Below are 23,756 nucleotides of genomic sequence, written 5' to 3'. Positions count from 1 at the left end.
CGTTGACGGCAGCACCACTACAGCGGCTCGACTCCGGGCGGGAGTTCGGCGGCGGTGGTGGCGTCGTGGACGTACTCCAGCAGGATGCGGCGCAGTTCGCGGCCGGCGTGGGTGGGGACCACGTCGCGGCGGCGGGCCACCGCGATGGTCCGGCGGACGCCGGGCGGGGCGAGGCGGGTGACCCGGATGCCGGGGCGGCGGGCCACCGCGATGCCGGGGACCACCGCGACGCCGAGCCCCGCCTCGACGAAGCTGAGCACCGCGTCCATCTCCCCGCCGTCCACGGCGAGGCTCGGCTCGAAGCCGGCCGCCCGGCACGCCTGCAGGGTGGCGTCGCGCAGGTCGTACCCCTCGCGGAACATGACCAGGGGCTGGTCGCGCAGGTCGGTGATGCGCAGCTCGCCGGTCTCCCCGGCCGCCGGCAGCGGGTCGACCGAGGCGACCACCAGGCTCTCCCGCAGGATCGGGTCGGTGCGCAGCCCGGGGTCGGTGCCGGCGGCCGGCATGATGATCAGCGCCAGGTCGAGGTCGCCGCGGAGCAGGTCGCGGACCAGGTCCTGCGAGCCGCCCTCCTCCACCCGCAGGTCGACGGTGGGGTGGGCGTCGCGGAACCGGCGCAGCACCGGCGGGGCGAGCGAGGTGGCCAGGCTGGGGGTGGCGCCGAGCCGGACCCGACCGCGCCGCAGCCCGACCAGTTCCTGCACCTCCCGGGTGGCGGTGTCGACGTCGGCGAGGATCCGCTTGGCGAGTGGCAGCAGCACCTCGCCGGCCGCGGTGAGGGCGATGTTGCCCCTTACCCGCTCGAAGAGCGGGGCCCCGAGGTCGGCCTCCAGGGCGTGAATTTGCTTACTCAACGAGGGTTGGGTTATGCCCACCAGATCGGCCGCTTGGGTGAAATGTCGTACTTCTGCGACCGCCACGAAGTACCGAAGCTGATGGAGCTGCATCTACATAGCTTACGGCTATCAAGACTGCGAGGTCGATGCATTGGACGACTGATCAAACTGCTCCTAGCGTCGGGCATGTGGTAATCACGAAAACTCGGTCGCCCATCCGCTCGAACGTCGGCCTCAAGGCCGTCATGGCGGTGACGGGCATCCTGCTGGCGCTGTTCCTCATCGTGCACATGCTGGGGAACCTGAAGATCTTCACCGGCGAGACGTCGTTCGACCACTACGCGCACTGGTTGCGCAGCATCGGCACACCGCTGCTGCCCGAGACCTGGTACCTGTGGATCCAGCGCGCAGTGCTCACCGGAGCCGTGGTCGCGCACATCGTCGCCGCGACCGTGCTGGCGCTGCGCGCCCGTGCCGCCCGCCCGGTGAAGTACGCGCACCGCAAGAAGGTCCAGGGCAGCTACGCGGCCCGCACGATGCGCTGGGGTGGGGTGATCATCCTGCTCTTCGTGATCTACCACATCCTGGACCTGACCACGGGGCACCTGAACCCGCAGGGCGACCCGGCCAACCCGTACGGCAACGTGGTCGCCGACTTCGCGCCGGAGCGCTGGTACGTCACGGCCTTCTACACCCTGGCGATCGTCACGCTCGGCTTCCACCTGCGCCACGGCGCCTTCAGCGCGTTCCGCAGCCTCGGGCAGCAGACCCCGAAGGGCGAGCGCCGGGCGCGTACCGCCGCACTGGTCTTCGCCGTCGCGCTCTGCGCCGGCTACCTGCTGGTCCCGTTCGCCGTACTCACCGGATTGGTGGCCTGACATGGACCTCTACACCGAAGGCGACCCGATCGCCGACACCCGGGCCCCGGACGGCCCGGTCGAGACCCGGTGGGACCGCCACCGGTTCGAGATGAAGCTGGTCAACCCCGCCAACCGGCGGAAGCTGACCGTCATCGTGGTCGGCACCGGCCTGGCCGGCGGCTCGGCCGCGGCGACCCTGGCCGAGCAGGGCTACCACGTCAAGTCCTACTGCTACCAGGACAGCCCGCGCCGGGCGCACTCGATCGCCGCGCAGGGCGGCATCAACGCCGCCAAGAACTACCGCAACGACGGTGACTCGGTGCACCGGCTCTTCTACGACACCGTCAAGGGCGGCGACTTCCGCTCCCGCGAGTCGAACGTGCACCGGCTCGCCGAGGTGTCGGTAAACATCATCGACCAGTGCGTCGCCCAGGGCGTGCCGTTCGCCCGCGAGTACGGCGGCCTGCTCGACACCCGCTCCTTCGGCGGCGCGCAGGTGCAGCGCACCTTCTACGCGCGGGGCCAGACGGGCCAGCAGCTGCTGCTCGGCGCGTACCAGGCCCTGGAGCGGCAGATCGGCCTGGGCAACGTGGAGATGAACGCCCGCCACGAAATGCTGGAGCTGGTCGTCGTCGACGACCGGGCCCGGGGCATCGTGGTGCGGGACATGGTCACCGGTGAGATCAGCACCGAGATGGCCGACGCGGTGGTGCTCGCCTCCGGCGGTTACGGCAACGTCTTCTACCTCTCCACCAACGCCAAGGGCTGCAACGTCACGGCCGCCTGGCGGGCGCACCGCAAGGGCGCGTACTTCGCCAACCCCTGCTACACCCAGATCCACCCGACCTGCATTCCGGTCTCCGGCGACCACCAGTCGAAGCTGACCCTGATGAGCGAGTCGCTGCGCAACGACGGCCGGGTGTGGGTGCCGAAGGCCAAGGGCGACGACCGCGCCCCGCGGGACATCCCCGAGGACGAGCGGGATTACTACCTGGAGCGGATCTACCCCTCCTTCGGCAACCTGGTGCCGCGGGACATCGCCTCCCGGGCCGCGAAGAACGTCTGCGACGAGGGCCGGGGGGTCGGTCCGACCGGGCTCGGCGTCTACCTGGACTTCGCCGACGCGATCGACCGGCTCGGCCGCAAGGCCATCGAGGCCAAGTACGGCAACCTCTTCGAGATGTACGAGCGGATCACCGGCGAGGACCCGTACGAGGCGCCGATGCGGATCTACCCCGCCGTGCACTACACGATGGGTGGCCTCTGGGTCGACTACGACCTCCAGTCGACCATCCCCGGTCTGTTCGTGATCGGTGAGGCCAACTTCTCCGACCACGGCGCGAATCGCCTCGGCGCCTCGGCGCTGATGCAGGGGCTGGCCGACGGCTACTTCGTGCTGCCGAACACGCTGGCCAACTACCTGGCGTCGAACCCGCTGGAGAAGGTGGAGCCGAGCCACCCGCAGGCGGTCGCCGCGCGGCGCGACGTCGAGGAGCGGATCGCCCGGCTGCTCGCCGTCAACGGCGACCGCACGGTCGACTCGTTCCACCGCCGGCTGGGCCAGATCATGTGGGAACACTGCGGCATGGAGCGCACCGACGCCGGGCTGCGCAAGGCGATCGACGAGATCCGGGCGCTGCGCGAGGAGTTCTGGCAGCGGGTCCGGGTGCCGGGCGACGGCGAGGGGCTCAACCAGTCGCTGGAGAAGGCCGGCCGGGTGGCCGACTTCTTCGAGCTGGCCGAGCTGATGTGCGTCGACGCCCTGCACCGCGAGGAGTCCTGCGGCGGCCACTTCCGGGGCGAGTACCAGACCCCGGACGGCGAGGCGCAGCGCGACGACGAGCGGTTCGCCTACGTGGCGGCCTGGGAGTACGCCGGCGGCGACCGGCCGGTGCTGCACAAGGAAGACCTGAAGTTCGAGTACGTCCACCCCACGCAGCGGAGCTACAAGTGAACCTGACCCTGCGCATCTGGCGCCAGAGCGGCCCCGACGACAAGGGTCGGATGGTGACCTACCAGGTCGAGGACGTCTCCCCGGACATGTCGTTCCTGGAGATGCTCGACGTGCTCAACGAGCGGCTGATCCTCGACGGGGACGAGCCGGTCGCGTTCGACCACGACTGCCGCGAGGGCATCTGCGGCATGTGCGGCCTGATGATCAACGGCGACGCGCACGGGCCGCAGCGCGGCACCACCGCCTGCCAGCTGCACATGCGGCAGTTCAAAGACGGCGAGACGATCGACATCGAGCCGTGGCGGGCCCGCGCCTTCCCGGTGATCAAGGACCTGGTGGTCAACCGGAGCGCCTTCGACAAGATCATCGCGGCTGGCGGGTACGTCACCGCGCCGACCGGCAGCGCCCCCGAGGCGCACGCCACCCCGGTGGCCAAGGCCAACGCGGACGCCGCCTTCGAGTCGGCCGCCTGCATCGGCTGCGGCGCATGCGTGGCCGCCTGCCCGAACGGCTCCGGCATGCTCTTCACCGCCGCCAAGATCACTCAGCTCTCGCTGCTGCCGCAGGGCCAGCCGGAGCGCTACACCCGGGTGATCGGCATGGTCGACGCGCACGACGAGGCCGGCTTCGGCGGCTGCACCAACGCCGGTGAGTGCACCGCGGTCTGCCCGAAGGGCATCCCGTTGAACACCATCGGCCGGCTCAACCGCGACTACCTCGCGGCGACCGCCAAGCGCGGCGACACCCCGGGTTCCTGACCCGGCGAACATCCCGGCGAGCGCCGGCCGTCGCGCCCCTCAGCGGGCCCGACGGCCGGCGCTCGTCACGTGCGGCACCCCCGCCCACGCCGCGCCGGCTCGCCCACGACCCGCACGACCTGCACGACCTGCACGACCCGCACGACCAGCCCGACCAGCCCGACCTGCACGACCAGCCCGACCTGCACGACCAGCCTGACCCGCACGACCAGCCCGGTCCGCACGCGCGCCTCGCCGGTCGTGCGCGCCTCGCCGGTCACCGTCACTCACGGTTACCCCCAGTCGCAGGACGACGCCGGTGACTCTGCGCGACTCCAGCCGCCCGGCCCAACCGCCACCCCCCAGGCTTTGCTCTGCTTCCGCCCAGGCAACACCCGCCTGAACAGGCCATCTCCCCCGGCGGCAGGCTGGTGGATGACCCCCGCCCGATCACTCTTCGTGCCTGTTGCCTCGGCGGCAGCAGAGCAAAGCCTGCGGGGTGGCGTACCCAACGGACGGGAGGGTGACCGTCGGTGAGCGCGCACGGGCACGCGCGCGCTCGGCCACCGCGGGCCCCGGTGGCGGACGGCGCGGGGCGTGTCGGTTCAAGCGCGCCCTGCCGGGTAGCAGTCCCATGGACGGCACCGAGAGGGGAATCAGGGCATGAAGGCACTTACCTGGCAGGGCAAGCGGGACGTCCGGGTGGAGGAGGTACCCGATCCCCGCATCGAGGCGCCGACCGACGCGATCGTGCGAATCACCTCCACCGCGATCTGCGGCTCCGACCTGCACCTGTACGAGGTGCTCGGGCCGTACCTGAAGGCGGGCGACATCCTCGGCCACGAGCCGATGGGCGTGGTCGAGGAGGTCGGCCCCGGGGTGACCCGGCTCAAGCCCGGCGACCGGGTGGTGGTCCCGTTCAACATCTCCTGCGGCGACTGCTGGATGTGCCAGCGGCAGCTCTACGCGCAGTGCGAGATCACCCAGGTGACCGCCGAGGGCAAGGGCGCCTCGCTGTTCGGCTACACCTCGCTCTACGGCTCGGTGCCCGGCGGGCAGGCCGAGTACCTGCGCGTCCCGCAGGCCCAGGTCGGCCCGATCAAGATCCCGGAGACCGGCCCGGACGAGCGGTACCTCTACCTCTCCGACATCCTGCCCACCGCCTGGCAGGCGGTGAAGTACGCCGACACCCCGCCCGGCGGCACCCTGGCCGTCTTCGGGCTCGGACCGGTCGGCCAGTTCTGCGCCCGGATCGGCCGCCACCTCGGCGCCGGCCGGGTGATCGGCCTCGACCTGGTGCCGGAGCGGCTGGAGATGGCCCGCCGGCACGGCATCGAGACGCTCGACGTCACCCAACTCGACGACGTGCCCGGCGCGCTGATCGACCTGGTCGACGGCCGGGGCCCGGACGCGGTGATCGACGCGGTCGGCATGGAGGCGCACGGCGCGCCGGTCGGCAAGTTCGCCCAGACCGCCGCCGGGCTGCTGCCGGACAAGCTGGCCCAGCCGATGATCGACAAGGCCGGGGTGGACCGCCTGGTGGTGCTGCACGCCGCGCTCAAGGCCGTGCGCCGCGGCGGCACCGTCTCCATCTCCGGGGTGTACGGCGGTGAGCAGGACCCGATGCCGCTGATGGAGATGTTCGACCGGGGCATCCAGCTGCGGATGGGCCAGTGCCACGTCCGCCGCTGGACCGACGAGATCATGCCGCTGCTCGCCGGCGACGACGACCCGCTGGGCGTCGAGGATCTGCGCACCCACCGGCTGCCGCTGGAGCAGGCGCCGCAGGCGTACGAGATGTTCCAGAAGAAGGAGGACGGCTGCGTCAAGGTCGTGCTCGCGCCGTGAGCCGGGTGGTGGTGATCGCCGGGGCGACCAGCGGCATCGGCCGGGCCGCCGCCCACGAGTTCGCCGGCCGCGGGGACCGCCTGGTCCTCGCGGCCCGGGACCCGGGGACGCTGGCCGAGGCGGGCCGGGAGTGCCGCCGGGCGGGCGCGGAGGTCCTCACGGTCCCCACCGACGTCACCCAGCCCGGCGCGCTGGACGCCCTGGCGACCGCCGCCGTGACCGGCTTCGGCCGGATCGACGTCTGGCTGCACACCGCGGCCGTGATGGCGTACGGGCGGTTCGAGGAACTGCCCGAGCCGGTCTTCGAACAGGTGGTACGCACCGACCTGCTGGCCGCCGCCGGCGCCGCCCGGGTGGCGCTGCGCCACTTCAAGGAGGCCGGGGGCGGCACCCTGATCCTCACCGGCTCGGTGCTCGGGCACGTCACCGCGCCGTACATGAGCGGCTACGTCGCCAGCAAGTGGGGGTTGCAGGGCCTGGCCCGGGCGTTGCAACAGGAGGCGCGGGACCTGCCCGGCGTACACATCTGCCTGGTCAACCCCGGCAGCGTGGACACGCCGGTCTACCAGCGGGCGGCCAACCACCTGGGCCGGGCGGGTCGGCCGCCGCTGCCGGTCACCACCCCGGAACGGGTCGCCCGGGCCATCGTCGACTGCGCCGACCGGCCCCGTCGGGAGGTCTCGGTGGGCCGGGCCAACGTGGTCATGCGGTTCGGCTTCACCCTGCTGCCCGGCCTGTACGACGTGCTGGTCGGCCCGCTGATGCGCGCCGCCGGGCTGACCGGCGGGCCGGTACCGCCGACCGACGGCGTGGTGTTCACCCCGGACCCGGCCAACGCCTCGGTACGCGGCGGCTGGCTGCCCGACCTGCCCCGGCTGGTCCGTACCGTGGGCGGCAACGCCCTGCTGCGGGGCGCGCGGGCCGCCCAGGCGGTCGGCGGCTCGGCCGCCGCCGCGCTGCGCCGCGACGGCTGAATCCTTCCCCGCGCCGGCAGGTGGGCGCGGGGGGCGCCGGGTGACTAGCGTGTACGAGAGACCTTGGCGGAGAGGACGGCGCATGGGCGACGCGGAGCGGACGATCGAGCGGGCGCGCGGCGGCCGGTTGTGGCGGATGGCGGGGCTGGCCGCGGTGGCCGGCCTGGCCTGGACGGCGCGGGACGTGCCCGCCCAGCTCGGCGGGCGGCTCGCCGGCCGGCGGGCCGAGCGGGCGGCGCGGTCGCCGCAGTTCCGCGACGGCGTCTTCCACAACCCCGCCGGCACCCGGACGATGGTCGCCGACCCCGGCCGCAACCTGGTCAAGGAGCTGGTCTTCGGCAAGCAGAAGCGCCGCCCGGGCGCGGCCGTCCCGCTGCTGCGCCCCGCTCGCGTCCCGGCCGGCGACGACACCGACCGCGAACTCAACGTGGTCTGGTACGGCCACGCCTCCACCCTGGTCGAGATCGAGGGCCGCCGGGTGCTGCTGGACCCGGTGTGGAGCGACCGCTGCTCCCCCTCCGCGGCGGTCGGCCCCCGGCGCATCCACGAACCCCCGGTACGCCTCGACGAGCTGCCGCCGCTGGACGCCATCCTGATCTCCCACGACCACTACGACCACCTGGACATGGCGACCGTGCGCGGGCTGCTCGCCCAGCAGTCCGCCCCGTTCGTCGTCCCGCTCGGCGTCGGCGCCCACCTGGAGCGCTGGGGGGTGCCCGAGACGCGGATCGTCGAGCTGGACTGGTCCGAGCAGCACCAGGTCGGCGGGCTGACCCTGACCGCCACCCCCGCCCAGCACTTCTCCGGGCGCGGGCTGCGCCGCGACGGCACGCTGTGGAGCTCGTGGGTGATCGCCGGGGCGCACCGGAAGGTCTTCTACACCGGCGACTCCGGCTACTTCGACGGGTACGCCGCCATCGGCGCCGAGCACGGCCCGTTCGACGTCACGCTGATGCAGATCGGCGCGTACGACCGGGCCTGGCCGAGCATCCACATGTTCCCCGAGGAGGCCGTCGCCGCCCACCTCGACCTGCGCGGCGGGCTGTTCGTGCCGGTGCACTGGGCGACCTTCAACCTCGCCCTGCACGACTGGTCGGAGCCGGTGGACCGGCTCTGGGCCGAGGCGAAGGCGCGCGACGTGCGGTTGGCGGTGCCCCGGCCGGGCGAGCGGGTGGTGGTGGACGATCCGCCGGCGGTGGACGGGTGGTGGCAGGCGGTCGCCTGACCCGCCTCAGTCCGACTCCACGCCGCGGACGAGCATGAAGGGCTCCGCGGCGTCCCGTCCGACCACGGTGCCCCAGTGCTCGGCGTGCACCCGCAGCGCGCGGTCGTTGCGGGGGTGCGGCCAGTCCCGCCACTCGGAACGGTAGTGCCGGAACGCCTCCAGCTTGCGCTCCAGCGTGGCCGAGATGTCGACGAACCAGTTCGGCTGCCACCAGGTCACCGGGGCCGGTGTCCACTCCGTGCTGGAGGTGGGCGCGTAGGTGAGCAGCCGCCGTACCGTCTGCCCCGGCACCGGCCGGGTGGCCACCGCCACCGATTCGAACACCGTGCGGTGATCGAGGTTGACGTCGGCCTGCACGGAATAGACGGTGTCCGGTTGGAACTCGGCGATCTGCCGCTCCACCACCCGGTTGACCTCGACGTGCGGCAGCGTGTCCAGACGCATGTCCGGCAGGTCGAGGTGCACGTAGTCGGTCACCCCGAGCGTCTCGGCCGCCTTGCGCGCCTCCTGCTGCTTCTGCCGGAGGATCTCCAGGTCGCCGGCGTACTGGGTGGACGATCCATCGGTCACGCAGCAGATGCGTACCGCGTCGCCCCGGTCGGCGTGGCGGGCCAGGGTGCCGCCCATGCCGAGGATCTCGTCGTCCGGGTGGGCGGCGAAGACGAGGACGCGGCTCATCCGAGCACCACACCCTGCTCGAGGTGGGCGTGCAGTTCGGGGCCACGAGCGGCCGGCCGGTCACCCACCGTCGCCTCGCTCACCAGCAGCGCGCCGTCGCCCGCGGCGACCAGCACGCCCTCGGCACGGTGGGCGAGCACCGTACCGGCCGCCGCCGTCCGATCCGTCGGCTCGGGGCGCGCCGCCCAGATCACCACCCGCTCGCTGCCGAGCCAGGTGAACGCGCCGGGATAGGGGCGGGTCTGAGCCCGCACCCAGGCGTCCAGGTAACCGGCGCGGGTCTCCCAGTCGATCAGGCCGTCCGACGGGACGCGCTTGGGCCAGTGGCTGGCCCGCGACGGGTCCTGCCGGATGCGGGGAGCGGTGCCGGCGGCGATCTGCGGAAAGAACTCGCGGACCAGCGCGAGGTGCGCCGCCGCGCACTTGTCGTACAACGTGGTGGCGGTCTCGTCCGGAGCGATGTCCACCACCGCCTGTCCGACGATCGCCCCGGAGTCGGCGGTCGCCTCGGGGATCTCGAAGAGCGTCACGCCCGTCCGAGCCAGACCGGTCAGGATCGCCCAGGGGATCGGGGCGCGTCCCCGGTGCCGGGGCAGCAGGGTCGGGTGCATGCCGAAGGTCCCGTGCGGCGGAATGGCGAGCAGGTCGTCGCGGAGCAGTTGCGACCAGCCGACCACCCAGAGGCTGTCCGGGGCCAACCGGCGGACGGCCTCGACGCACTCCGGGTCGTTGACGTTGCGGGCTTCGATGAGTTCCGCTCCGTACCGGTCGGCCACCTCGTCGAAGCGGCACATGCCGGACACCTCCGGCCGTACCGGGCCGGGCAGCGTCACGACGCCGGCGATCTCCGCGCCCACCTCCGCGGCCGCTTCGAGGCAGTCCCGCCCGATGGTGTCGAAGCTGACCCAGACGATCCGCTTGGTCATCCGAACTCCCTCCACGTCCTGGCCGGCGTCCCAGGGACCACCATGCCCACGCCGGCATCATAGGCCAATAAGGATCTAAACCCGACAAAGCACAGAAGGTGTCGAAACCAGAAGATCGACACTCCGTCTACCCGAAACGGGCCGATACCGACGCTCGGGCTGGTAGGAAGGGATGGCCGCCCGCCCTCGCGATTGCCCTGGAGACCTGCCGTGCAAGGTAGAGGACACGCCCCGGGTCAACGGGCGGCGGAAGTGATCGTGGTGCTGATGGTCGCCGCGGCCTTCGGCCCGTACACCGGCCTACCGGGCTTGCGGACCGAGCAGCTCGTGGTCTATGCCACCTGCGCCCTGGCCCTGGTCGTCGGGGCCCACCGGCTCGGGCGGGCACCGGCGGCGGCAGGCGTGATCGGGGCCCTGCTCGCCACCCAGTTGGTGGTGGCGATGGTGGCGCCGGGCGCCGAGAGTCAGGCCCTCAACGTCAGGACTGACGGATTCGCGGCGATCGACAACCTCGCGCTTCCCGTCGCCGTACTCGTCATCGGAGCCGTCGTCCTCGGAGACGGCGGCCGTGATCGCCTGATTCGACTCGCCGGCTACACCCTGATGATGGCACTGTGCCTGAACACCGTCCTCTCCTACCTGTCACTGACCCGAGACATGTCGCCGCTGCTGTCCCACTTCTGGGGCGGCACGGGCGGGTTGACACCGGTGGCGGTGCTCGCGACCGGAATGGACCGCTTCGGGGGCATCTTCAATCAGCCTGCGGAGGCGGGCGTCATGTACTCGCTGGGCCTGATCATCGCCGTCTGGTTCTTCAAGCACCAGCCGCTCCGATTGGTGATTGTCGGTGTCGTGCTCGCCATCGGCGGGCTACTCGCCGCGTCGAAGGTCTTCCTCATCGTGGGCATGCCGATAGCCCTCTGGCAGGTCTGGCGCTTCAACAACTGGCGGGGCCGAACCTGGGCCGCGCTGGTCGCGCTCGGTGTGATCGCCTTCTACCGGTACCAGTCGAGCGGCTCGACCACCGCGATCGGTGGAAGGTTGCTCGACGACTGGCTGCGCCCTGATCGCAGCGAGACCGGTCTGGTCGCCCTGTACACGGCCGACAGATTCGGGGGTCAATCGGCCGTCAACGGGTCGGCGAGCATCGTCCTGGACCACGCGCCGTGGTTCGGCCTGGGGCTGCGCGGACTCGATGTTCCCTATGACAGCGGCTGGCTGGAGGCTCTCGTGCTCACCGGCCTCTGCGGCGTCCTCCTGCACACCGCAGTGCTCGTGCTACTGGGCCTGCGCTGGTATCGGAACCGTCACCGGGTGAGCCGCGTGACGAGCCAACTCGGTGGGAGCCTGCTGCTGCTGATCACCATCGGAAATCTCGGGCAGCCCATGCTGACGTCCAACCGGGTGGCAACGGTGGTGTGGCTGCTCCTCTGGCTCCTGGTCATCGACCCGCCGGCGGAACGACGCGCCCGGATCGCGACGGCTGGTCCACAGCGAGGACAGCTCCCCGGTCAGGGTTCGGCATCGGCACCCCTGGCCCGGCAGCTGGTGTAGGTCGAGTAACAGCGTCCGCTCGCCCGGGCCCCGCCCTGGACCTGTCCCCGGATCACAACACGAAAGCGTCGGTCCAGAGCGCCCCGGACCGTCCCGACAGCGCGTCCAGCATCGCCACCGCCTGCCCGTCGGTGAGCTGCGCGACGAAGTCGATGATCGCCCGCCCGCGGGCCCGGCCCACCCGGTCCGGGGTACGCGGGTGCAGCTCGGCCTCGGCCAACTCGACCAGGTCGTGCAGCCGCCGGGGCAGCCGGGACTCCTCCTCCGGGTCCAGCAGCCACTCCCACAGCGCCTCGACCAGGGTGTCGAGCAGCCGGGCCTGGCCGCGCTGGTGCAGGGCCAGGTCGGGGCGGGCCAGCACGAACCGGTGGTGGACGAACTTGAGCACCTGCACCTCGTGCCACTGCGGCCGGGCCAGCAGCACGTGCCCCGAGCGCACGTGCGGGTCGGCGCTCACCCGGATCGCGTCGACGAACCGGGTGGACCAGCGGGCGGAGAAGCGGGCCACGTACTGCTCGGCCTCGATCGAGCCGTCGAACGGCGAGGCGAGCAGCCCCTCCACCAGTTCCTGTCGGACGTGTTCCACGGCGGCGGCGAACGCCTCGTCGTCGGCGATCCAGGAGTCCTTGCGGTGCAGCTGCCGGCGCAGCCGCTCGATCGCCGCGCCGGGCCGCCGCGACGCGCCGTCCAGGCCGCCGTCGGTGGCGGTACGGAAGTGGTCGACCTCGCGCTGCCAGGCCATCAGCTCGGCGGCCACCGCACCCTGCTGGAGCACCCCGACCCGATAGAAGTCCTCCACGTCGTGGATGGCGTACGCGATGTCGTCGGCGGTGTCCATGATCGACGCCTCGACGGTCTGCTGCCAGTCGGCGATCCGGCCGGCGAACGGCTCCCGGGCCTGCCGCAGGTCGTCCAGCTCGGTCCGGTACGCCCCGAACTTCAGCGACCCGCTCTCCGGATCGTCGGGCGGGACGGCCGCACCACGCGGGGCCGGGTCGAGGGTGCGCGGATGCGGGTCGGGGTGGTCGAGGCGGGTCCACGGATACTTCAGCATCGCCGCCCGGACCGCCGCGGTCAGGTCCAGGCCGGTGGTCGCCGCGCCGCGGATCTCGGTGCTGGTGACGATCCGGTACGACTGGGCGTTGCCCTCGAACCCGTCGGTGAGGCCGAGCCGGGTCCGGGCCAGCCGGTCGAGGACCCGCTCCCCCAGGTGGCCGAAGGGCGGATGCCCGAGGTCGTGGGCGAGCGCGGCGGCCTCCACCACGTCCGGGTCGCAGCCGCCCAGCTTGTCCAGCAGCGCGCGGTGTTCGTCGTCGGCGGTGAGCCGCTCGGCGATCGCCCGGGCCACCTGCGCCACCTTCAGGCTGTGGGTGAGCCGGTTGTGCACCAGCAGGCCCGACCCGGACGGACTGATCACCTGGGTGACCCCGTTCAGCCGGGCGAAGAACGGCGACGCCACGATCCGGTCCCGGTCGGCCCGGAACGGGCTGGCCGCCAGGTCGCCGAGCGCCCGGGCACTGCCGCCGAAGAGCCGACGGGCCCGCGGATCCGCAGGTTGTTCCATGATCGCCACGATAGCCGGACGGCACCGGCACGCGCGCCGCGTCGGGCCCGCCATTGGTTAACAGGGGGCCCCTGTACAACGCCCGGCGTTAACAAGGGGCCCCTCCTTGCATCCAGGGGTGGGGCGGCAGAATCGGTCGCGGAACCCAGAGCGAAGGCGGATCAAGATCGTGACCCAGTCTGTTCACCAGCGCATCGCCGAGGAGATCGGCGTCGCCGAACGCCAGGTGCGGGCGGCCGTGGAACTGCTCGACGGCGGCGCCACCGTGCCGTTCATCGCCCGCTACCGCAAGGAGGCCACCGGCCTGCTGGACGACGCGCAGCTGCGCACCCTCGAGGAGCGGCTGCGCTACCTGCGCGAACTGGACGAGCGGCGAGCCGCGGTGCTGGAGTCGATCCGGTCGCAGGGCAAGCTCGACGAGGCCCTCGAAGCGCAGATCATGGCGGCCGACTCGAAGTCCCGGCTGGAGGACATCTACCTTCCCTACAAGCCCAAGCGGCGGACCCGGGCGCAGATCGCCCGCGAGGCCGGCCTCGAACCCCTGGCGGAGACCCTGCTCGCCGACCCGACCCAGGATCCTCGGGAGACGGCCGCCGGGTTCGTCGACGCCGACAAGGGCGTCGCGGACGCCGCCGCCGCGCTGGAGGGCGCCCGGCACATCCTCATCGAGCGGTTCGCCGAGGACGCCGACCTGATCGGCACGCTGCGCGAGCAGATGTGGTCGCGCGGCCGGCTGGTCTCCCGGGTACGCGAGGGGCAGGAGACCGCCGGCGCCAAGTTCGCCGACTACTTCGACTTCGCCGAGCCGTACCCGAAGCTGCCCTCGCACCGGATCCTGGCCATGTTCCGGGGCGAGAAGGAGGGCGTGCTCGACCTGACCATGGCCCCGGAACCCGACGGCGACGCCGACGCGGTCGTCACCGGGCCCACCCGCTACGAGGCGGCCATCGCCGGCCGGTTCGGGGTCGGGGACCAGGGCCGCCCCGCCGACAAGTGGCTGGCCGACACGGTGCGCTGGGCCTGGCGTACGAGGATCCTCATCCACCTCGGCGCGGACCTGCGGATGCGGCTGTGGCAGGCGGCCGAGGAGGAGGCCGTGCGGGTCTTCGCCACCAACCTGCGCGACCTGCTGCTCGCCGCGCCGGCCGGCACCCGGGCCACCATGGGTCTGGACCCGGGCCTGCGCACCGGGGTGAAGGTGGCCGTGGTCGACGCCACCGGCAAGGTGGTCGCCACCGACACCATCTATCCGCACGAGCCGCGCCGGCAGTGGGACGCCTCGGTGCACACGCTGGCCACGCTGGCCGCGGCGCACGGCGTCGAGCTGGTCGCCATCGGCAACGGCACCGCCAGCCGGGAGACCGACAAGCTCGCCGCCGACCTGATCAAGCGGCACCCGGAGCTGAAACTGACAAAGGTGATGGTCTCCGAGGCCGGCGCGTCGGTCTACTCCGCCTCCGCGTACGCCTCGCAGGAGCTGCCCGGGCTGGACGTGTCGCTGCGCGGCGCGGTCTCCATCGCCCGCCGCCTCCAGGACCCGCTCGCCGAGCTGGTCAAGATCGATCCGCGCTCGATCGGCGTCGGCCAGTACCAGCACGACCTGTCCGAGGTGAAGCTGTCCCGCTCGCTGGACGCGGTGGTCGAGGACTGCGTCAACGCGGTAGGCGTGGACGTCAACACCGCGTCCGCTCCCCTGCTCACCCGGGTCTCCGGCATCGGCGCCGGGCTGGCCGAGAACATCGTGCTGCACCGGGACGCCAACGGCCCGTTCCGCACCCGCTCGGAGCTGAAGAAGGTGGCCCGCCTCGGGCCGAAGGCGTTCGAGCAGTGCGCCGGCTTCCTGCGCATCCCCGGCGGCGACGACCCGCTCGACTCGTCAAGCGTGCACCCGGAGGCGTACCCGGTGGTGCGGCGGATCCTCGCCTCCACCGGGCAGGACCTGCGCGCGGTCATCGGCAGGTCGGCGATCCTGCGCGGGCTGCGGGCCACCGACTTCGTCGACGAGAAGTTCGGCCTGCCCACCGTCACCGACATCCTCGCCGAGCTGGAGAAGCCCGGCCGCGACCCGCGCCCGGAGTTCCGGACCGCGACCTTCGTGGAGGGGGTGGAGAAGATCGGCGACCTGGCGCCGGGGATGCTGCTGGAGGGCGTGGTCACCAACGTGGCCGCGTTCGGGGCGTTCGTCGACGTCGGCGTGCACCAGGACGGGCTGGTGCACGTGTCGGCCATGTCGCACACCTTCGTCAAGGACCCGCGGGACGTGGTGAAGTCCGGTGACGTGGTGCGGGTGAAGGTGCTCGACGTGGACGTGCCGCGCAAGCGGATCTCGCTGACCCTGCGGCTGGAGGACGAGACGCCGGCGGGTGGCGGTGGCGAGGGGCGTCGGGAGCGCGGTGGACCCCGGGGCGGCCAGGGTGGCTCCGGTGGCGGCGGGCACCGCGACGACGGTGGCCGGCGCGCGGCCGGCGGCGGTCGGCGCGGGACCGAGGCCGGCCGCGGCGAACGCAGCGGGGCGCGGGGCGGCTCGCAGCAGCGGCAGGGCAAGGGCGCCCCGGCCCCCGCCAACAGCGAGATGGCCGAGGCGTTGCGCCGCGCCGGTCTGGCCTGAGCGCGCCGCCGGGCCCGCCCCCGCCCATCGTCGGCACGCGGAACCGGCGGACCGCCGGATCGTTGAGCGGTGCGAAGCCAGCCGACCGCTCACGCGAGGAGCCATCTGCCGATGCCGGATCCGCACCCACCTCGGGCCGTGCCGACCGGAGGTGGTCGCCCGACGGACCTGGTGATCGTCGGTACGGGCGGGATGGGCCGGGAGCTCTTCGGCATCGTCCGGGCGATCAACGCCCGCGCCGGTGACGGTCCGGTCTGGCGGGTGCTCGGCTTCGTCGACGACTGCCCGCTCGAGGGCAACGTGAAGCTCGTGCACCAGATGGACATGCGGCTCCTCGGCCCGACCCGGTGGCTGGCGGACGCGCCTCCCGGGACGCACGTGGCGCTGGGCGTCGGCGACCCTCGCCGGCGTCGCCTGACCGACGAGAGCATCCGCGGATACGGGCACCCCGCCGCCACCATCGTGCACCCGAACGCCGAGATCGGACCGGACTGCGTCTTCGCCGAAGGGCTGGTCGCCTTCGGCGGCGCCCGGGTGACCACCAACGTCGTGCTCGGCCGGCACGTGCATCTCAACCAGAACTGCACCATCGGGCACGACGTCGAGCTGGGCGACTACGTCTCGGTCAATCCGCTCGCCGCCGTGTCGGGTTACTGCCGGCTGGCGGAGGCCGTGATGGTCGGCACCACGGCGGCCATCCTCCAGTTCCGCACCGTCGGCCGCAACGCCGTGGTGGGTGCGGGCGCCTGCGTCACCCGGGACGTCCTGCCCGACACGATCGTCAAGGGCGTGCCGGCCCGCTGACCCAGGCACCCGGCGGCGCGCGCCCCGCGTACCGTCCAGAGGGTGACGGACGACGGCCAGCGGTGGCGGGAACGGCAGCGGCAGGCGGTGCGCGCGCACGCCGACGCGGACGCGCGCCAGCGGGCGACCGAGCAGGCCGAGGCGACGGAGCTGGTGGCCGGGTTCGCCGCCGAGGCGACCCGGCGCGGCCTGCGCACCGAGCGGCTCACCGTGGCGTCCTACGACGGGCGCGGTCGCTACCGCACCCACCTCACCGGCTGGTACGTCGACCGGGCCCGGACCCGGGCGGTGGACACCGAGGGACGGTTCTACCTGCTGACCGTGCCGGCGAGCCTGCGGTCCCGGCTGCTCGGGGCCCGGCCGGAGCCGTCCGCACCGCCGCTGGTGGTCGGTCGGGGCGGCCGGGACGGCGAGTCGATGCCGCTGGCGACGCTGCTCAGCCTGCGGCTCGAGGCGGGCGACGGCTGGCGCTGACCCGCACGCTCCCGTACGACGTCGCAGACGACTCAGCGGCGGATTCCGGCCCAGTCGTGGTGCCGGCGGACGGTCGACAGGATGAAATCGACCACCCGGCGGGAGGTGTCGGGCACGTCGTAGTCCGCCGGGCAGGGCACCCCGCTCGCGGTGACCTGCCGCACGGTGACCTCGACCGCCTCCACCACGCCCGCCGGGTCGAGCCCGGTCATGATGATGCCACCGGCGTCGAGCGCCTCGGGGCGCTCGATCGACTCGCGCAGGGTCACCGCGGGAAAGCCGAGAATCGCCGCCTCCTCGCTGATCGTCCCGCTGTCGGAGAGCGTGCAGTACGCCCTGCTCTGCAGGTGTACGTAGTCGAAGAGCCCGAACGGCTCGTGGAACGAGATGCCGTCGAGGGCGGCCGGGGCGAGGGCGAGCGCCTCCAGCCGTTTACGGGTGCGCGGATGGGTGGAGACCAGCACCGGCAACCCCCACCGGTCGCGGACCGCCGCCAGGCAGTCGAGCAGCCGGCGCAGCCGGCCCGGATGGTCGACGTTCTCCTCCCGGTGCGCGCTGACCACGAAGTAGCCGTTCGGGGCGAGGTCGAGCTGCCGGAGGATGGTGGAGCCCTCGACGTCGGCGCGGTAGTGCGCGAGCACCTCCCGCATCGGCGACCCGGTGTGCAGGATCCGGCGCGGGTGCAGCCCCTCGGCGAGCAGGTTGCGGCGGGCGTGCTCGGTGTAGACCAGGTTGAAGTCGGCGACATGGTCGACCAACCGGCGGTTGGTCTCCTCCGGCACGTTGAGGTCGAAGCAGCGGTTGCCCGCCTCCATGTGGTAGACGGGCACCCGCATCCGCCGGGCCATCAGGGCGGCGATGCAGCTGTTGGTGTCGCCGAGCACCAGCAGGGCGTCGGGTCGCAGGTCGGCCAGCGCCGCCTCGGTGCCGGCCAGTACGCCTCCCAGGACCCGCCCCAGGGAGGACGTGTCCACCCGGAGGAACCGGTCCGGCTCCCGCAGCCGCAACTCCTTGAAGAAGACATCGGAGAGGCTGCTGTCCCAGTTCTGGCCGGTGTGCACCAGCACGTGGTCGACGGTCTCCGCCAGCCGGGAGATCACCCGGGACAGCCGGATGATCTCGGGCCGGGTGCCGACCACTGTCATGACCCGGGTCATCGGCGGCCTCTCCGCTCGGCGGTCTTGGTGAGAATGTCCTCGAACTGGTCCACGCCCACCCGCAGCGACATGCGCTCCAGATAGACCTGACGGGCCCGCGTGCCCAGCCCCGTCCGGGTCGCGGCGGGCATCCGCGCCGCCTCGGCGAACCGGGCGGCGAGCGAGTCGGGGTCCGCCGGAGCCGCCACCAGTCCCACCCCGGTCGACCCGACGAACGCCGCCGTGTCGCCGCCGGCCGAGGCGATCACCGGCACCCCGCAGGCCAGCGCCGCCTGCAGCTTCGACGGGATGGTGCCGGCCAGTTCGGGCAGGTCACGCAGGCAGACGAGCTGCCAGTCGACGGCGGCGTAGAGAGCGGCCATCCGGTCCGCGGGCTGCCGGCCGAGGAAGCGTACGTTGTCGGCTCCCAACTCGACGGCGAGCCGGCGGGCGGCGTCCTCGTCGGTGCCGGAGCCGATCACCACCAGGTCCATCCGGTCCCGCATCGTCGCGGCGGCCCGGATCGCCGTCTCGATTCCCTGCAGCAGGCCGATGTTGCCGGCGAACATCACCGTCGTCCGGCCGCGGTGCCCGAGGGCGGCCCGGGCCTGCGGGGACGGCGGCACCGGCCGGAACAACCCGTCGTCGGTCCAGTTCCACACCACCCGCACCCGGTCCGGGTCCGCGCCGTGCCGCACCACCAGGTCGGCCATGGTCGGCGAGATCACCACGATGGCGGCGGCCAGCCGGTAGGTGGCCCGCATCAGCCGGGTCAGGTTACGGGCGAAGACCCGTCCGGCCGGGCCGGTGGGCGCCATTCCCGACCGGAGTACGGACTCCGGCCACAGGTCCTGCACGTGCAGGACGACCGGTGTCCCCCGGACCAGCCGGTGCACGGCGGCCGCGGCCGCGGCGGTCGGCGGTGGGTGGTAGACGTACGTGACGTCGACGTCGCGTAGGGCGCGGACGCCGGCCAGGGTGCTGGCGGCCGCGAACGAGGCGAAGCTGAGCGCGCGCCGCACCGGCGAGGTGTCGTGGCTCGGGTAGGAAGGCACCCGCCGGATCGTCACCGCCCCGTGCCGCTCGCGGTGCGACCAGCGCTGCCGCCACCCGGGAAAGGTCCGGCCGTGCGGATAGCTCGGGAAGGTGGTGAGCACGCGGACCTCGTGCCCCCGGTCGGCCAGGCCGTGCGCGAGGTTGCCCGGGACGAAGGCGCCCTCGGGCGCGTACCACTGGGAGACCAGGCCGATCCTCATCCCGGCACCGCCACCGGTGTCGTCGAGGACAGCTCCACCGGCTCCGGCCAGGTGTCCGGCCGGGCCGGGTCGAACAGCTCGTTGGCCCAGAACAGGGTCACCAGCTCGTCGGTGCCAGTGTTCACGATCTTGTGGGCCCACATGGTCGGCATGTCGACCAGGACGGGCTCGGCTCCGGAGACCGGGAACCGCACCACCGTGCCGTCACCGACCCGGCGCAGGCTGATCTCCGCCGTGCCGCGCAGGACGACGAAACGCTCCACCTTGGCCAGGTGGAAGTGCTCCCCCCGGGTACTGCCCGGCCGCGTGGTGGAGCAGAAGGTCTGCCCCGCGCCCCCGTGCGCCCGTACCGTCTCGACCAGTTCCCCCCGCGCGTCCCGGCGGCGGGTCAGCGGCAGCGGATAGTGCGCCGGGAAGCAGTGCGAGCGGTAGGTGTTGAACAGCCGGACCTGGTGCCGGTCGTCCAGCGCCGGGATGTCCCCCACCCGATAGCCGGCGGCCATCACGCCGAGCCGTTCGGCCAGCTCCCGTACGCCGACGCGGAGCGCCGGCAGCGCCGGATCCCACGAGGCCGCCGCCGGGACGCCGAGCAGGCGAGCCGCGGCGTCGGTGACGTGCACCAGGTCCACCTGCCGGTCCTGCTGGATCTCCGGCCGCTGTCCGTCGGCGAGCAGCCGGCAGAAGGTGGCCACCACGGAGTTGTAGAACGGGCGGCCGTGCTCGCCGTACAGGTTCGGCAGCGGCACGTCGTCCACGGGCAGCCCGGTGCCCGCCAGGATGCGCGCGGCGGCCGCCTTGCCGTCCCCGTACGGGGTGCCGTTGCCCGCCTGCACCGAGTTGGCGAAGACCACCGATCCGGGCGGCACCGCGGCAGCGGCCAGCCCCTCGGCCAGCCGGGTCGCCAGCCGGACGTTGCCGGCGGCCACCTCCCCCGGATCGTCCGCCCGGTTGACTCCGGCCAGGTGCAGCACCCGGTCCACCCCGCTGACCTTGGCCGCGACCGTCGCCCTGTCGGCCAGGTCGGCCCGGGTGAGCAGCACCGGTTCCGGCCAGCCGAGGGCCCGCAGCAGCACCCGGACGTGCCAGCCGAGGAAGCCGCCGCCCCCGGTCAGCGCCAGCCTCAGCACGCCAGCACCGGATCCCGCAGCGCCAGCTCCGCCCGGATCTCGGGCAGCGTCATCAGCAGCTCCATGATCTGCGGTACGTCTAGCCGGAACGCGTTCGCCGAGGTGAAGTCCGCCATCAGGGCGGCGCCCGGATCGCCCTCGCTGACATAGAGCGAGTAGTTCAGGTCACGGGCGTCGACCGGCACCCGGAAGAAGTCGCCGAAGTCGTCGGCGTGGGCGAGTTCCTCCCGGCTGGCCAGGGTCTCGTGCTGCTTCTCGCCGTGCCGCACCCCGATCACGTCCAGCTTCGGCGGCACGTCGAAGAGCCGGCAGACGGCCTCGGCGAGATCGCCGATGGTGCAGGCGGGCGCCTTACGGATGAACACGTCGCCCGGGCGCCCGTGCGCGAACGCGTGCTCGACCAGCTGGGCGGAGTCGGCGAGCGACATCAGGAAGCGGGTCATCGTCGGTTCGGTGACGGTGGGTGCCCGCCCCGCCTTGATCTGCTCGAGGAACAGCGGAATGACCGAGCCGCGGGAGTACATCACGTTGCCGTACCGCACGCAGGAGACGCTGGTGCGGCTGCGCGGGTTGTTCCGGGCGTGCGCCTGGGCGACCTTCTCCATCAGCGCCTTGCTGATGCCCATGGCGTTCACCGGATAGACGGCCTTGTCGGTGCTCAGCACCACCACCGATCGCACGCCGTTCCGCTCGGCGGCCTCGATGACGTTCGCCGAGCCGAGGACGTTGGTGCGCACCGCCTCGAGCGGGAAGAACTCGCAGGAGGGCACCTGTTTGAGGGCGGCGGCGTGGAAGACGTGGTCCACGTCGCGGCTGGCCCGCAGTAGCGAGTCGACGTCCCGCACGTCGCCGAGGTAGTACCGCACCCGGTCGTCGCCCAGCCGGTGCCGCATGGCGTCCTGCTTGGCCTCGTCCCGGCTGAACACCCGGATCTCGTGGGCGTCCTGGTCGAGCAGGCGCCGCACCATCGTCTGCCCGAACGATCCAGTGCCGCCGGTTATCAACACCCGGCATCCCGCAGGTAGCACAGTCACCCGTAGCCCCGTTCCGTGGTCATCATCCGTCATTCCCAATCGGAGGATAAACGCCCAGATCGGGACAAACATGCGTTTTGCTTGCCGTCGAGCAAGAGGCCCGTGGCCGCCGACAGCGCAGGGTCCACCCCGCGATCGAGTCTTCGGGCGGTAGACCGTTTCCCCAGCGGCCCTTCCGAGGTTGATCCGTACGTTGACTGTCGTTCTTGCGAGTCATCTGGTGATTTTTCCTTGATGCCGGTTTCAATGATCTGCGTCTCTGCCCACGGGAGGTCGGAGGGTGCCCATGAGCGGTCTGGTCGACGCAAGCCCTCGTCCCCGGCAGCGGCAGCGGCCGGACCGCGGTCAGCGGGTCCTCGACGTCGCCGTCGCCGCGCTGCTGCTGGTTCTCGCCGCGCCGGTGATCGCGGTCGTGGCCGCGCTGGTCGCGGCACGGCTCGGCCGACCGGTGCTGTTCCGGCAGCGTCGCGCCGGGCTGCACGGGCGATGCTTCGACGTGGTCAAGTTCCGCACCATGCGTCCGCCGGGTCCGCACCAGAGCCCGCTCGACGTCGGGGACCGGCTCACCCCGCTGGGGAACTGGTTGCGCGCCACCAGCCTGGACGAACTGCCCACCCTCTGGAACGTGCTACGGGGGGAGATGAGCCTCGTCGGTCCCCGACCGCTGCTTCCCGAGTACCTCGACCGCTACTCCCCCTGGCAGGCCCGCCGCCACGAGGTCCGGCCCGGCATGACCGGCCTGGCCCAGATCCGTGGCCGTAACAGCCTGAGCTGGGCGGAGAAGCTGGACCTCGACGTCGAGTACGTCGACACCCGCAGCCTCCGGTTGAACCTGTCGATTCTCCTGGCGACCGTGCGCCCCGTGCTCCGTCGCGAAGGCATCTCCGCCCCCGGACACGCCACCGCCCCCGAGTTCCTCGGCACGGGCGTCGACGTCAGGACCGCCGGATCGGATCACGGCATGGCGACACCGTCCGGAGGAGCCCGATGAGTCGGACCATCCACCTGTCACCGCCCGACGTCGGGCCGCTCGAGGAGTCGTACCTCGTCGCCGCCCTGCGTTCGGGCTGGGTCGCACCGGTCGGTCCGGAGCTCGACGCGTTCGAACGGGAGACGGCCGCCCGGACCGGCACCCGGGGAGCGGTCGCCGTGAGCTCCGGCACCGCCGCCCTGCACCTGGCGCTGCTGGCGGTGGGAGTCCGCCCCGGCGACGTCGTCGTCGTCCCCACGCTGACCTTCGTCGCCACGGCCAACGCGGTCCGGTACACCGGAGCCCGGCCGGTCCTCGTCGACTGCGACCCGCTGACGGGCAACCTCGACGTCGCCCTGGTCGAGAAGCTGCTGACCCGGTTGAGCGATCGCGGTGAGCGGGTCGGGGCGGTCGTGCCGGTGGACCTCTTCGGCTCGTGCGCCGACTACTCGACGCTGGTGCCCCTCTGCGAGCGCTTCGACGTACCGATCGTGGAGGACGCCGCGGAGGCGCTGGGCGCCACCCACGCCGGGCGTCCGGCCGGCTCGTTCGGCCGCATCGGCGTGCTGTCCTTCAACGGCAACAAGATCATCACCACCTCGGGTGGCGGCATGCTGCTCTCCGACGAGCCGGAACTCCTGGCCCGCTGCCGGTACCTCGCCACGCAGGCGCGCCAGCCCGTGCCGCACTACGAGCACACCGAGGTCGGCTACAACTACCGGCTCAGCAACCTGCTCGCCGCGATCGGGCTGGCCCAGCTGCGTCGTCTCGACGGCATGGTGGCCCGGCGCCGGCACCTGCGGGAACGCTACGAGAAACTGTTCGCCCCGGTGCCGGGCGTGCAGGTGCTCGGAGCCGAGGACCGGGCGGCGAACTGCTGGCTCACCACAGTGGTGGTGGACTCGGCGCGTACCGGTTGGGAGCCGGGCCGACTCGGGGAGTATCTCGCCGCCCGGGACATCGAGACCCGGCCGGTCTTCAAGCCGATGCACCTGCAGCCCGCTTACTCGGACGCGGAGGCCCTGCTGACCGGCGCGGCGGAGAAGCTGTTCACCACCGGGCTGACCCTGCCCAGCGGCTCCGCCCTGACCGAGGCGGACACGACCCTGGTCCTCGCCGCGATCGAGGGATTCATCGCCGCTCCCGGCCAGCACGCCACTCACCCCGACTGAGACGGACTGCGGGTGTCGA

General features: G+C 72.4%; 21 protein-coding genes. 12 read left to right on the top strand and 9 right to left on the bottom strand.

All coding sequences use genetic code 11. From position 1 onward, the window contains the following. Positions 1-17: 17 nt before the first annotated feature. Entirely contained in the window at positions 18-947 is a 930-nt protein-coding gene (locus tag K7640_RS23775; protein ID WP_222957114.1) for a LysR family transcriptional regulator, read from the bottom strand. 35 nt (positions 948-982) lie between these two features. On the opposite strand from K7640_RS23775, the gene K7640_RS23770 reads away from it, so the two are divergent. The 3 genes from K7640_RS23770 to K7640_RS23760 are packed head-to-tail and all read left to right on the top strand — an operon-like array spanning position 983 to position 4,408. Continuing rightward, complete coding sequence (locus K7640_RS23770; RefSeq protein ID WP_222957113.1) at positions 983-1,714, top strand: succinate dehydrogenase cytochrome b subunit; 732 nt, start codon at positions 983-985, stop codon at positions 1,712-1,714. A gap of 1 nt (position 1,715) precedes the next feature. Continuing rightward, complete coding sequence (locus K7640_RS23765; protein ID WP_222957112.1) at positions 1,716-3,650, top strand: fumarate reductase/succinate dehydrogenase flavoprotein subunit; 1,935 nt, start codon at positions 1,716-1,718, stop codon at positions 3,648-3,650. Beyond that, complete coding sequence (locus K7640_RS23760) at positions 3,647-4,408, top strand: succinate dehydrogenase/fumarate reductase iron-sulfur subunit (RefSeq protein WP_222957111.1); 762 nt, start codon at positions 3,647-3,649, stop codon at positions 4,406-4,408. Before K7640_RS23765 ends, K7640_RS23760 begins: the two co-directional genes overlap by 4 nt. Before the next feature lie 65 nt (positions 4,409-4,473). Here the strand turns inward: K7640_RS23760 and K7640_RS23755 are convergent, their stop codons facing one another. Further along, positions 4,474-4,668, bottom strand: a complete 195-nt coding sequence (locus K7640_RS23755) for a hypothetical protein (protein WP_222957110.1) — start codon at positions 4,666-4,668, stop codon at positions 4,474-4,476. 382 nt (positions 4,669-5,050) lie between these two features. Here K7640_RS23755 and K7640_RS23750 point away from each other — a divergent pair, with 382 nt between their 5' ends. The 3 genes from K7640_RS23750 (at position 5,051) to K7640_RS23740 (ending at position 8,434) form a co-directional block, all read left to right on the top strand. Continuing rightward, a complete protein-coding gene (locus K7640_RS23750; RefSeq protein ID WP_222957109.1) occupies positions 5,051-6,235 on the top strand; it encodes a zinc-dependent alcohol dehydrogenase in 1,185 nt (394 codons plus the stop codon). After that, positions 6,232-7,209 carry an SDR family NAD(P)-dependent oxidoreductase gene (locus K7640_RS23745; protein WP_222957108.1) on the top strand — a complete coding sequence of 326 codons (978 nt, stop codon included), beginning with the start codon at positions 6,232-6,234 and terminating at the stop codon, positions 7,207-7,209. Before K7640_RS23750 ends, K7640_RS23745 begins: the two co-directional genes overlap by 4 nt. Positions 7,210-7,291: 82 nt before the next feature. Continuing rightward, on the top strand, positions 7,292-8,434 hold the full coding sequence (locus K7640_RS23740) for an MBL fold metallo-hydrolase (protein WP_222957107.1): 1,143 nt from the start codon (positions 7,292-7,294) through the stop codon (positions 8,432-8,434). 6 nt (positions 8,435-8,440) lie between these two features. Here the strand turns inward: K7640_RS23740 and K7640_RS23735 are convergent, their stop codons facing one another. Together K7640_RS23735 and K7640_RS23730 are read right to left on the bottom strand one after the other, a co-directional pair. Further along, positions 8,441-9,112, bottom strand: coding sequence for a PIG-L deacetylase family protein (locus tag K7640_RS23735; protein WP_222957106.1), 672 nt, complete (start codon positions 9,110-9,112; stop codon positions 8,441-8,443). After that, positions 9,109-10,038, bottom strand: coding sequence for a methionyl-tRNA formyltransferase (locus tag K7640_RS23730; protein ID WP_222957105.1), 930 nt, complete (start codon positions 10,036-10,038; stop codon positions 9,109-9,111). Before K7640_RS23730 ends, K7640_RS23735 begins: the two co-directional genes overlap by 4 nt. A 252-nt stretch (positions 10,039-10,290) precedes the next feature. On the opposite strand from K7640_RS23730, the gene K7640_RS23725 reads away from it, so the two are divergent. After that, complete coding sequence (locus K7640_RS23725; RefSeq protein ID WP_222957104.1) at positions 10,291-11,592, top strand: hypothetical protein; 1,302 nt, start codon at positions 10,291-10,293, stop codon at positions 11,590-11,592. Positions 11,593-11,644: 52 nt separating this feature from the next. On the opposite strand, the gene K7640_RS23720 is transcribed toward K7640_RS23725, so the two are convergent. Then, on the bottom strand, positions 11,645-13,156 hold the full coding sequence (locus K7640_RS23720; protein ID WP_222957103.1) for a deoxyguanosinetriphosphate triphosphohydrolase family protein: 1,512 nt from the start codon (positions 13,154-13,156) through the stop codon (positions 11,645-11,647). Between the two features lie 169 nt (positions 13,157-13,325). Here K7640_RS23720 and K7640_RS23715 point away from each other — a divergent pair, with 169 nt between their 5' ends. From K7640_RS23715 to K7640_RS23705, 3 genes are all read left to right on the top strand, one after another. After that, positions 13,326-15,764 (top strand): Tex family protein, encoded by a 2,439-nt coding sequence (locus K7640_RS23715; protein WP_308042651.1) that lies wholly within the window; start codon positions 13,326-13,328, stop codon positions 15,762-15,764. 111 nt (positions 15,765-15,875) lie between these two features. Next, the gene (locus tag K7640_RS23710; RefSeq protein ID WP_222957101.1) at positions 15,876-16,568 is read left to right on the top strand and encodes a sugar acetyltransferase; all 693 of its coding nucleotides are present in this window, start codon (positions 15,876-15,878) and stop codon (positions 16,566-16,568) included. A gap of 42 nt (positions 16,569-16,610) precedes the next feature. After that, the gene (locus tag K7640_RS23705) at positions 16,611-17,042 is read left to right on the top strand and encodes a hypothetical protein (RefSeq protein WP_222957100.1); all 432 of its coding nucleotides are present in this window, start codon (positions 16,611-16,613) and stop codon (positions 17,040-17,042) included. A gap of 32 nt (positions 17,043-17,074) precedes the next feature. On the opposite strand, the gene wecB is transcribed toward K7640_RS23705, so the two are convergent. From wecB to K7640_RS23685, 4 genes are read right to left on the bottom strand one after another with little or no spacing between them, the layout of a single operon-like run. Beyond that, a complete protein-coding gene (gene wecB / locus K7640_RS23700; protein ID WP_222957099.1) occupies positions 17,075-18,199 on the bottom strand; it encodes a non-hydrolyzing UDP-N-acetylglucosamine 2-epimerase in 1,125 nt (374 codons plus the stop codon). Further along, positions 18,196-19,434 (bottom strand): glycosyltransferase family 4 protein, encoded by a 1,239-nt coding sequence (locus K7640_RS23695; protein WP_222957098.1) that lies wholly within the window; start codon positions 19,432-19,434, stop codon positions 18,196-18,198. Before K7640_RS23695 ends, wecB begins: the two co-directional genes overlap by 4 nt. Further along, entirely contained in the window at positions 19,431-20,561 is a 1,131-nt protein-coding gene (locus K7640_RS23690) for an NAD-dependent epimerase/dehydratase family protein (RefSeq protein WP_222957097.1), read from the bottom strand. Before K7640_RS23690 ends, K7640_RS23695 begins: the two co-directional genes overlap by 4 nt. Next, entirely contained in the window at positions 20,555-21,628 is a 1,074-nt protein-coding gene (locus K7640_RS23685) for a polysaccharide biosynthesis protein (RefSeq protein WP_222957096.1), read from the bottom strand. Before K7640_RS23685 ends, K7640_RS23690 begins: the two co-directional genes overlap by 7 nt. A gap of 253 nt (positions 21,629-21,881) precedes the next feature. Here K7640_RS23685 and K7640_RS23680 point away from each other — a divergent pair, with 253 nt between their 5' ends. Beyond that, the gene (locus K7640_RS23680) at positions 21,882-22,586 is read left to right on the top strand and encodes a sugar transferase (RefSeq protein WP_222957095.1); all 705 of its coding nucleotides are present in this window, start codon (positions 21,882-21,884) and stop codon (positions 22,584-22,586) included. Next, complete coding sequence (locus K7640_RS23675) at positions 22,583-23,737, top strand: DegT/DnrJ/EryC1/StrS aminotransferase family protein (protein WP_222957094.1); 1,155 nt, start codon at positions 22,583-22,585, stop codon at positions 23,735-23,737. The genes K7640_RS23680 and K7640_RS23675 overlap by 4 nt, the downstream gene beginning before the upstream one ends. The last annotated feature ends 19 nt before the right edge of the window (positions 23,738-23,756 follow it).

This window comes from Micromonospora sp. PLK6-60 (genome assembly GCF_019890675.1).
In the GTDB taxonomy this organism is placed as follows: Bacteria; Actinomycetota; Actinomycetes; order Mycobacteriales; family Micromonosporaceae; genus Micromonospora.
The sequence above is the reverse complement of the archived record's forward strand: the minus strand, read 5'-3'. Positions and strand labels throughout refer to the sequence as shown.

What these genes read in the sequence shown, in the direction of transcription:
- K7640_RS23775 (WP_222957114.1), bottom strand. Translation starts at nt 947, where the DNA reads ATGCAGCTCCATCAGCTTCGGTACTTCGTGGCGGTCGCAGAAGTACGA.
- K7640_RS23770 (WP_222957113.1), top strand. Translation starts at nt 983, where the DNA reads ATGCATTGGACGACTGATCAAACTGCTCCTAGCGTCGGGCATGTGGTA.
- K7640_RS23765 (WP_222957112.1), top strand. Translation starts at nt 1,716, where the DNA reads ATGGACCTCTACACCGAAGGCGACCCGATCGCCGACACCCGGGCCCCG.
- K7640_RS23750 (WP_222957109.1), top strand. Translation starts at nt 5,051, where the DNA reads ATGAAGGCACTTACCTGGCAGGGCAAGCGGGACGTCCGGGTGGAGGAG.
- K7640_RS23740 (WP_222957107.1), top strand. Translation starts at nt 7,292, where the DNA reads ATGGGCGACGCGGAGCGGACGATCGAGCGGGCGCGCGGCGGCCGGTTG.
- K7640_RS23735 (WP_222957106.1), bottom strand. Translation starts at nt 9,112, where the DNA reads ATGAGCCGCGTCCTCGTCTTCGCCGCCCACCCGGACGACGAGATCCTC.
- K7640_RS23730 (WP_222957105.1), bottom strand. Translation starts at nt 10,038, where the DNA reads ATGACCAAGCGGATCGTCTGGGTCAGCTTCGACACCATCGGGCGGGAC.
- K7640_RS23720 (WP_222957103.1), bottom strand. Translation starts at nt 13,156, where the DNA reads ATGGAACAACCTGCGGATCCGCGGGCCCGTCGGCTCTTCGGCGGCAGT.
- K7640_RS23710 (WP_222957101.1), top strand. Translation starts at nt 15,876, where the DNA reads ATGCCGGATCCGCACCCACCTCGGGCCGTGCCGACCGGAGGTGGTCGC.
- wecB (WP_222957099.1), bottom strand. Translation starts at nt 18,199, where the DNA reads ATGACCCGGGTCATGACAGTGGTCGGCACCCGGCCCGAGATCATCCGG.
- K7640_RS23695 (WP_222957098.1), bottom strand. Translation starts at nt 19,434, where the DNA reads ATGAGGATCGGCCTGGTCTCCCAGTGGTACGCGCCCGAGGGCGCCTTC.
- K7640_RS23685 (WP_222957096.1), bottom strand. Translation starts at nt 21,628, where the DNA reads ATGACGGATGATGACCACGGAACGGGGCTACGGGTGACTGTGCTACCT.
- K7640_RS23680 (WP_222957095.1), top strand. Translation starts at nt 21,882, where the DNA reads ATGAGCGGTCTGGTCGACGCAAGCCCTCGTCCCCGGCAGCGGCAGCGG.
- K7640_RS23675 (WP_222957094.1), top strand. Translation starts at nt 22,583, where the DNA reads ATGAGTCGGACCATCCACCTGTCACCGCCCGACGTCGGGCCGCTCGAG.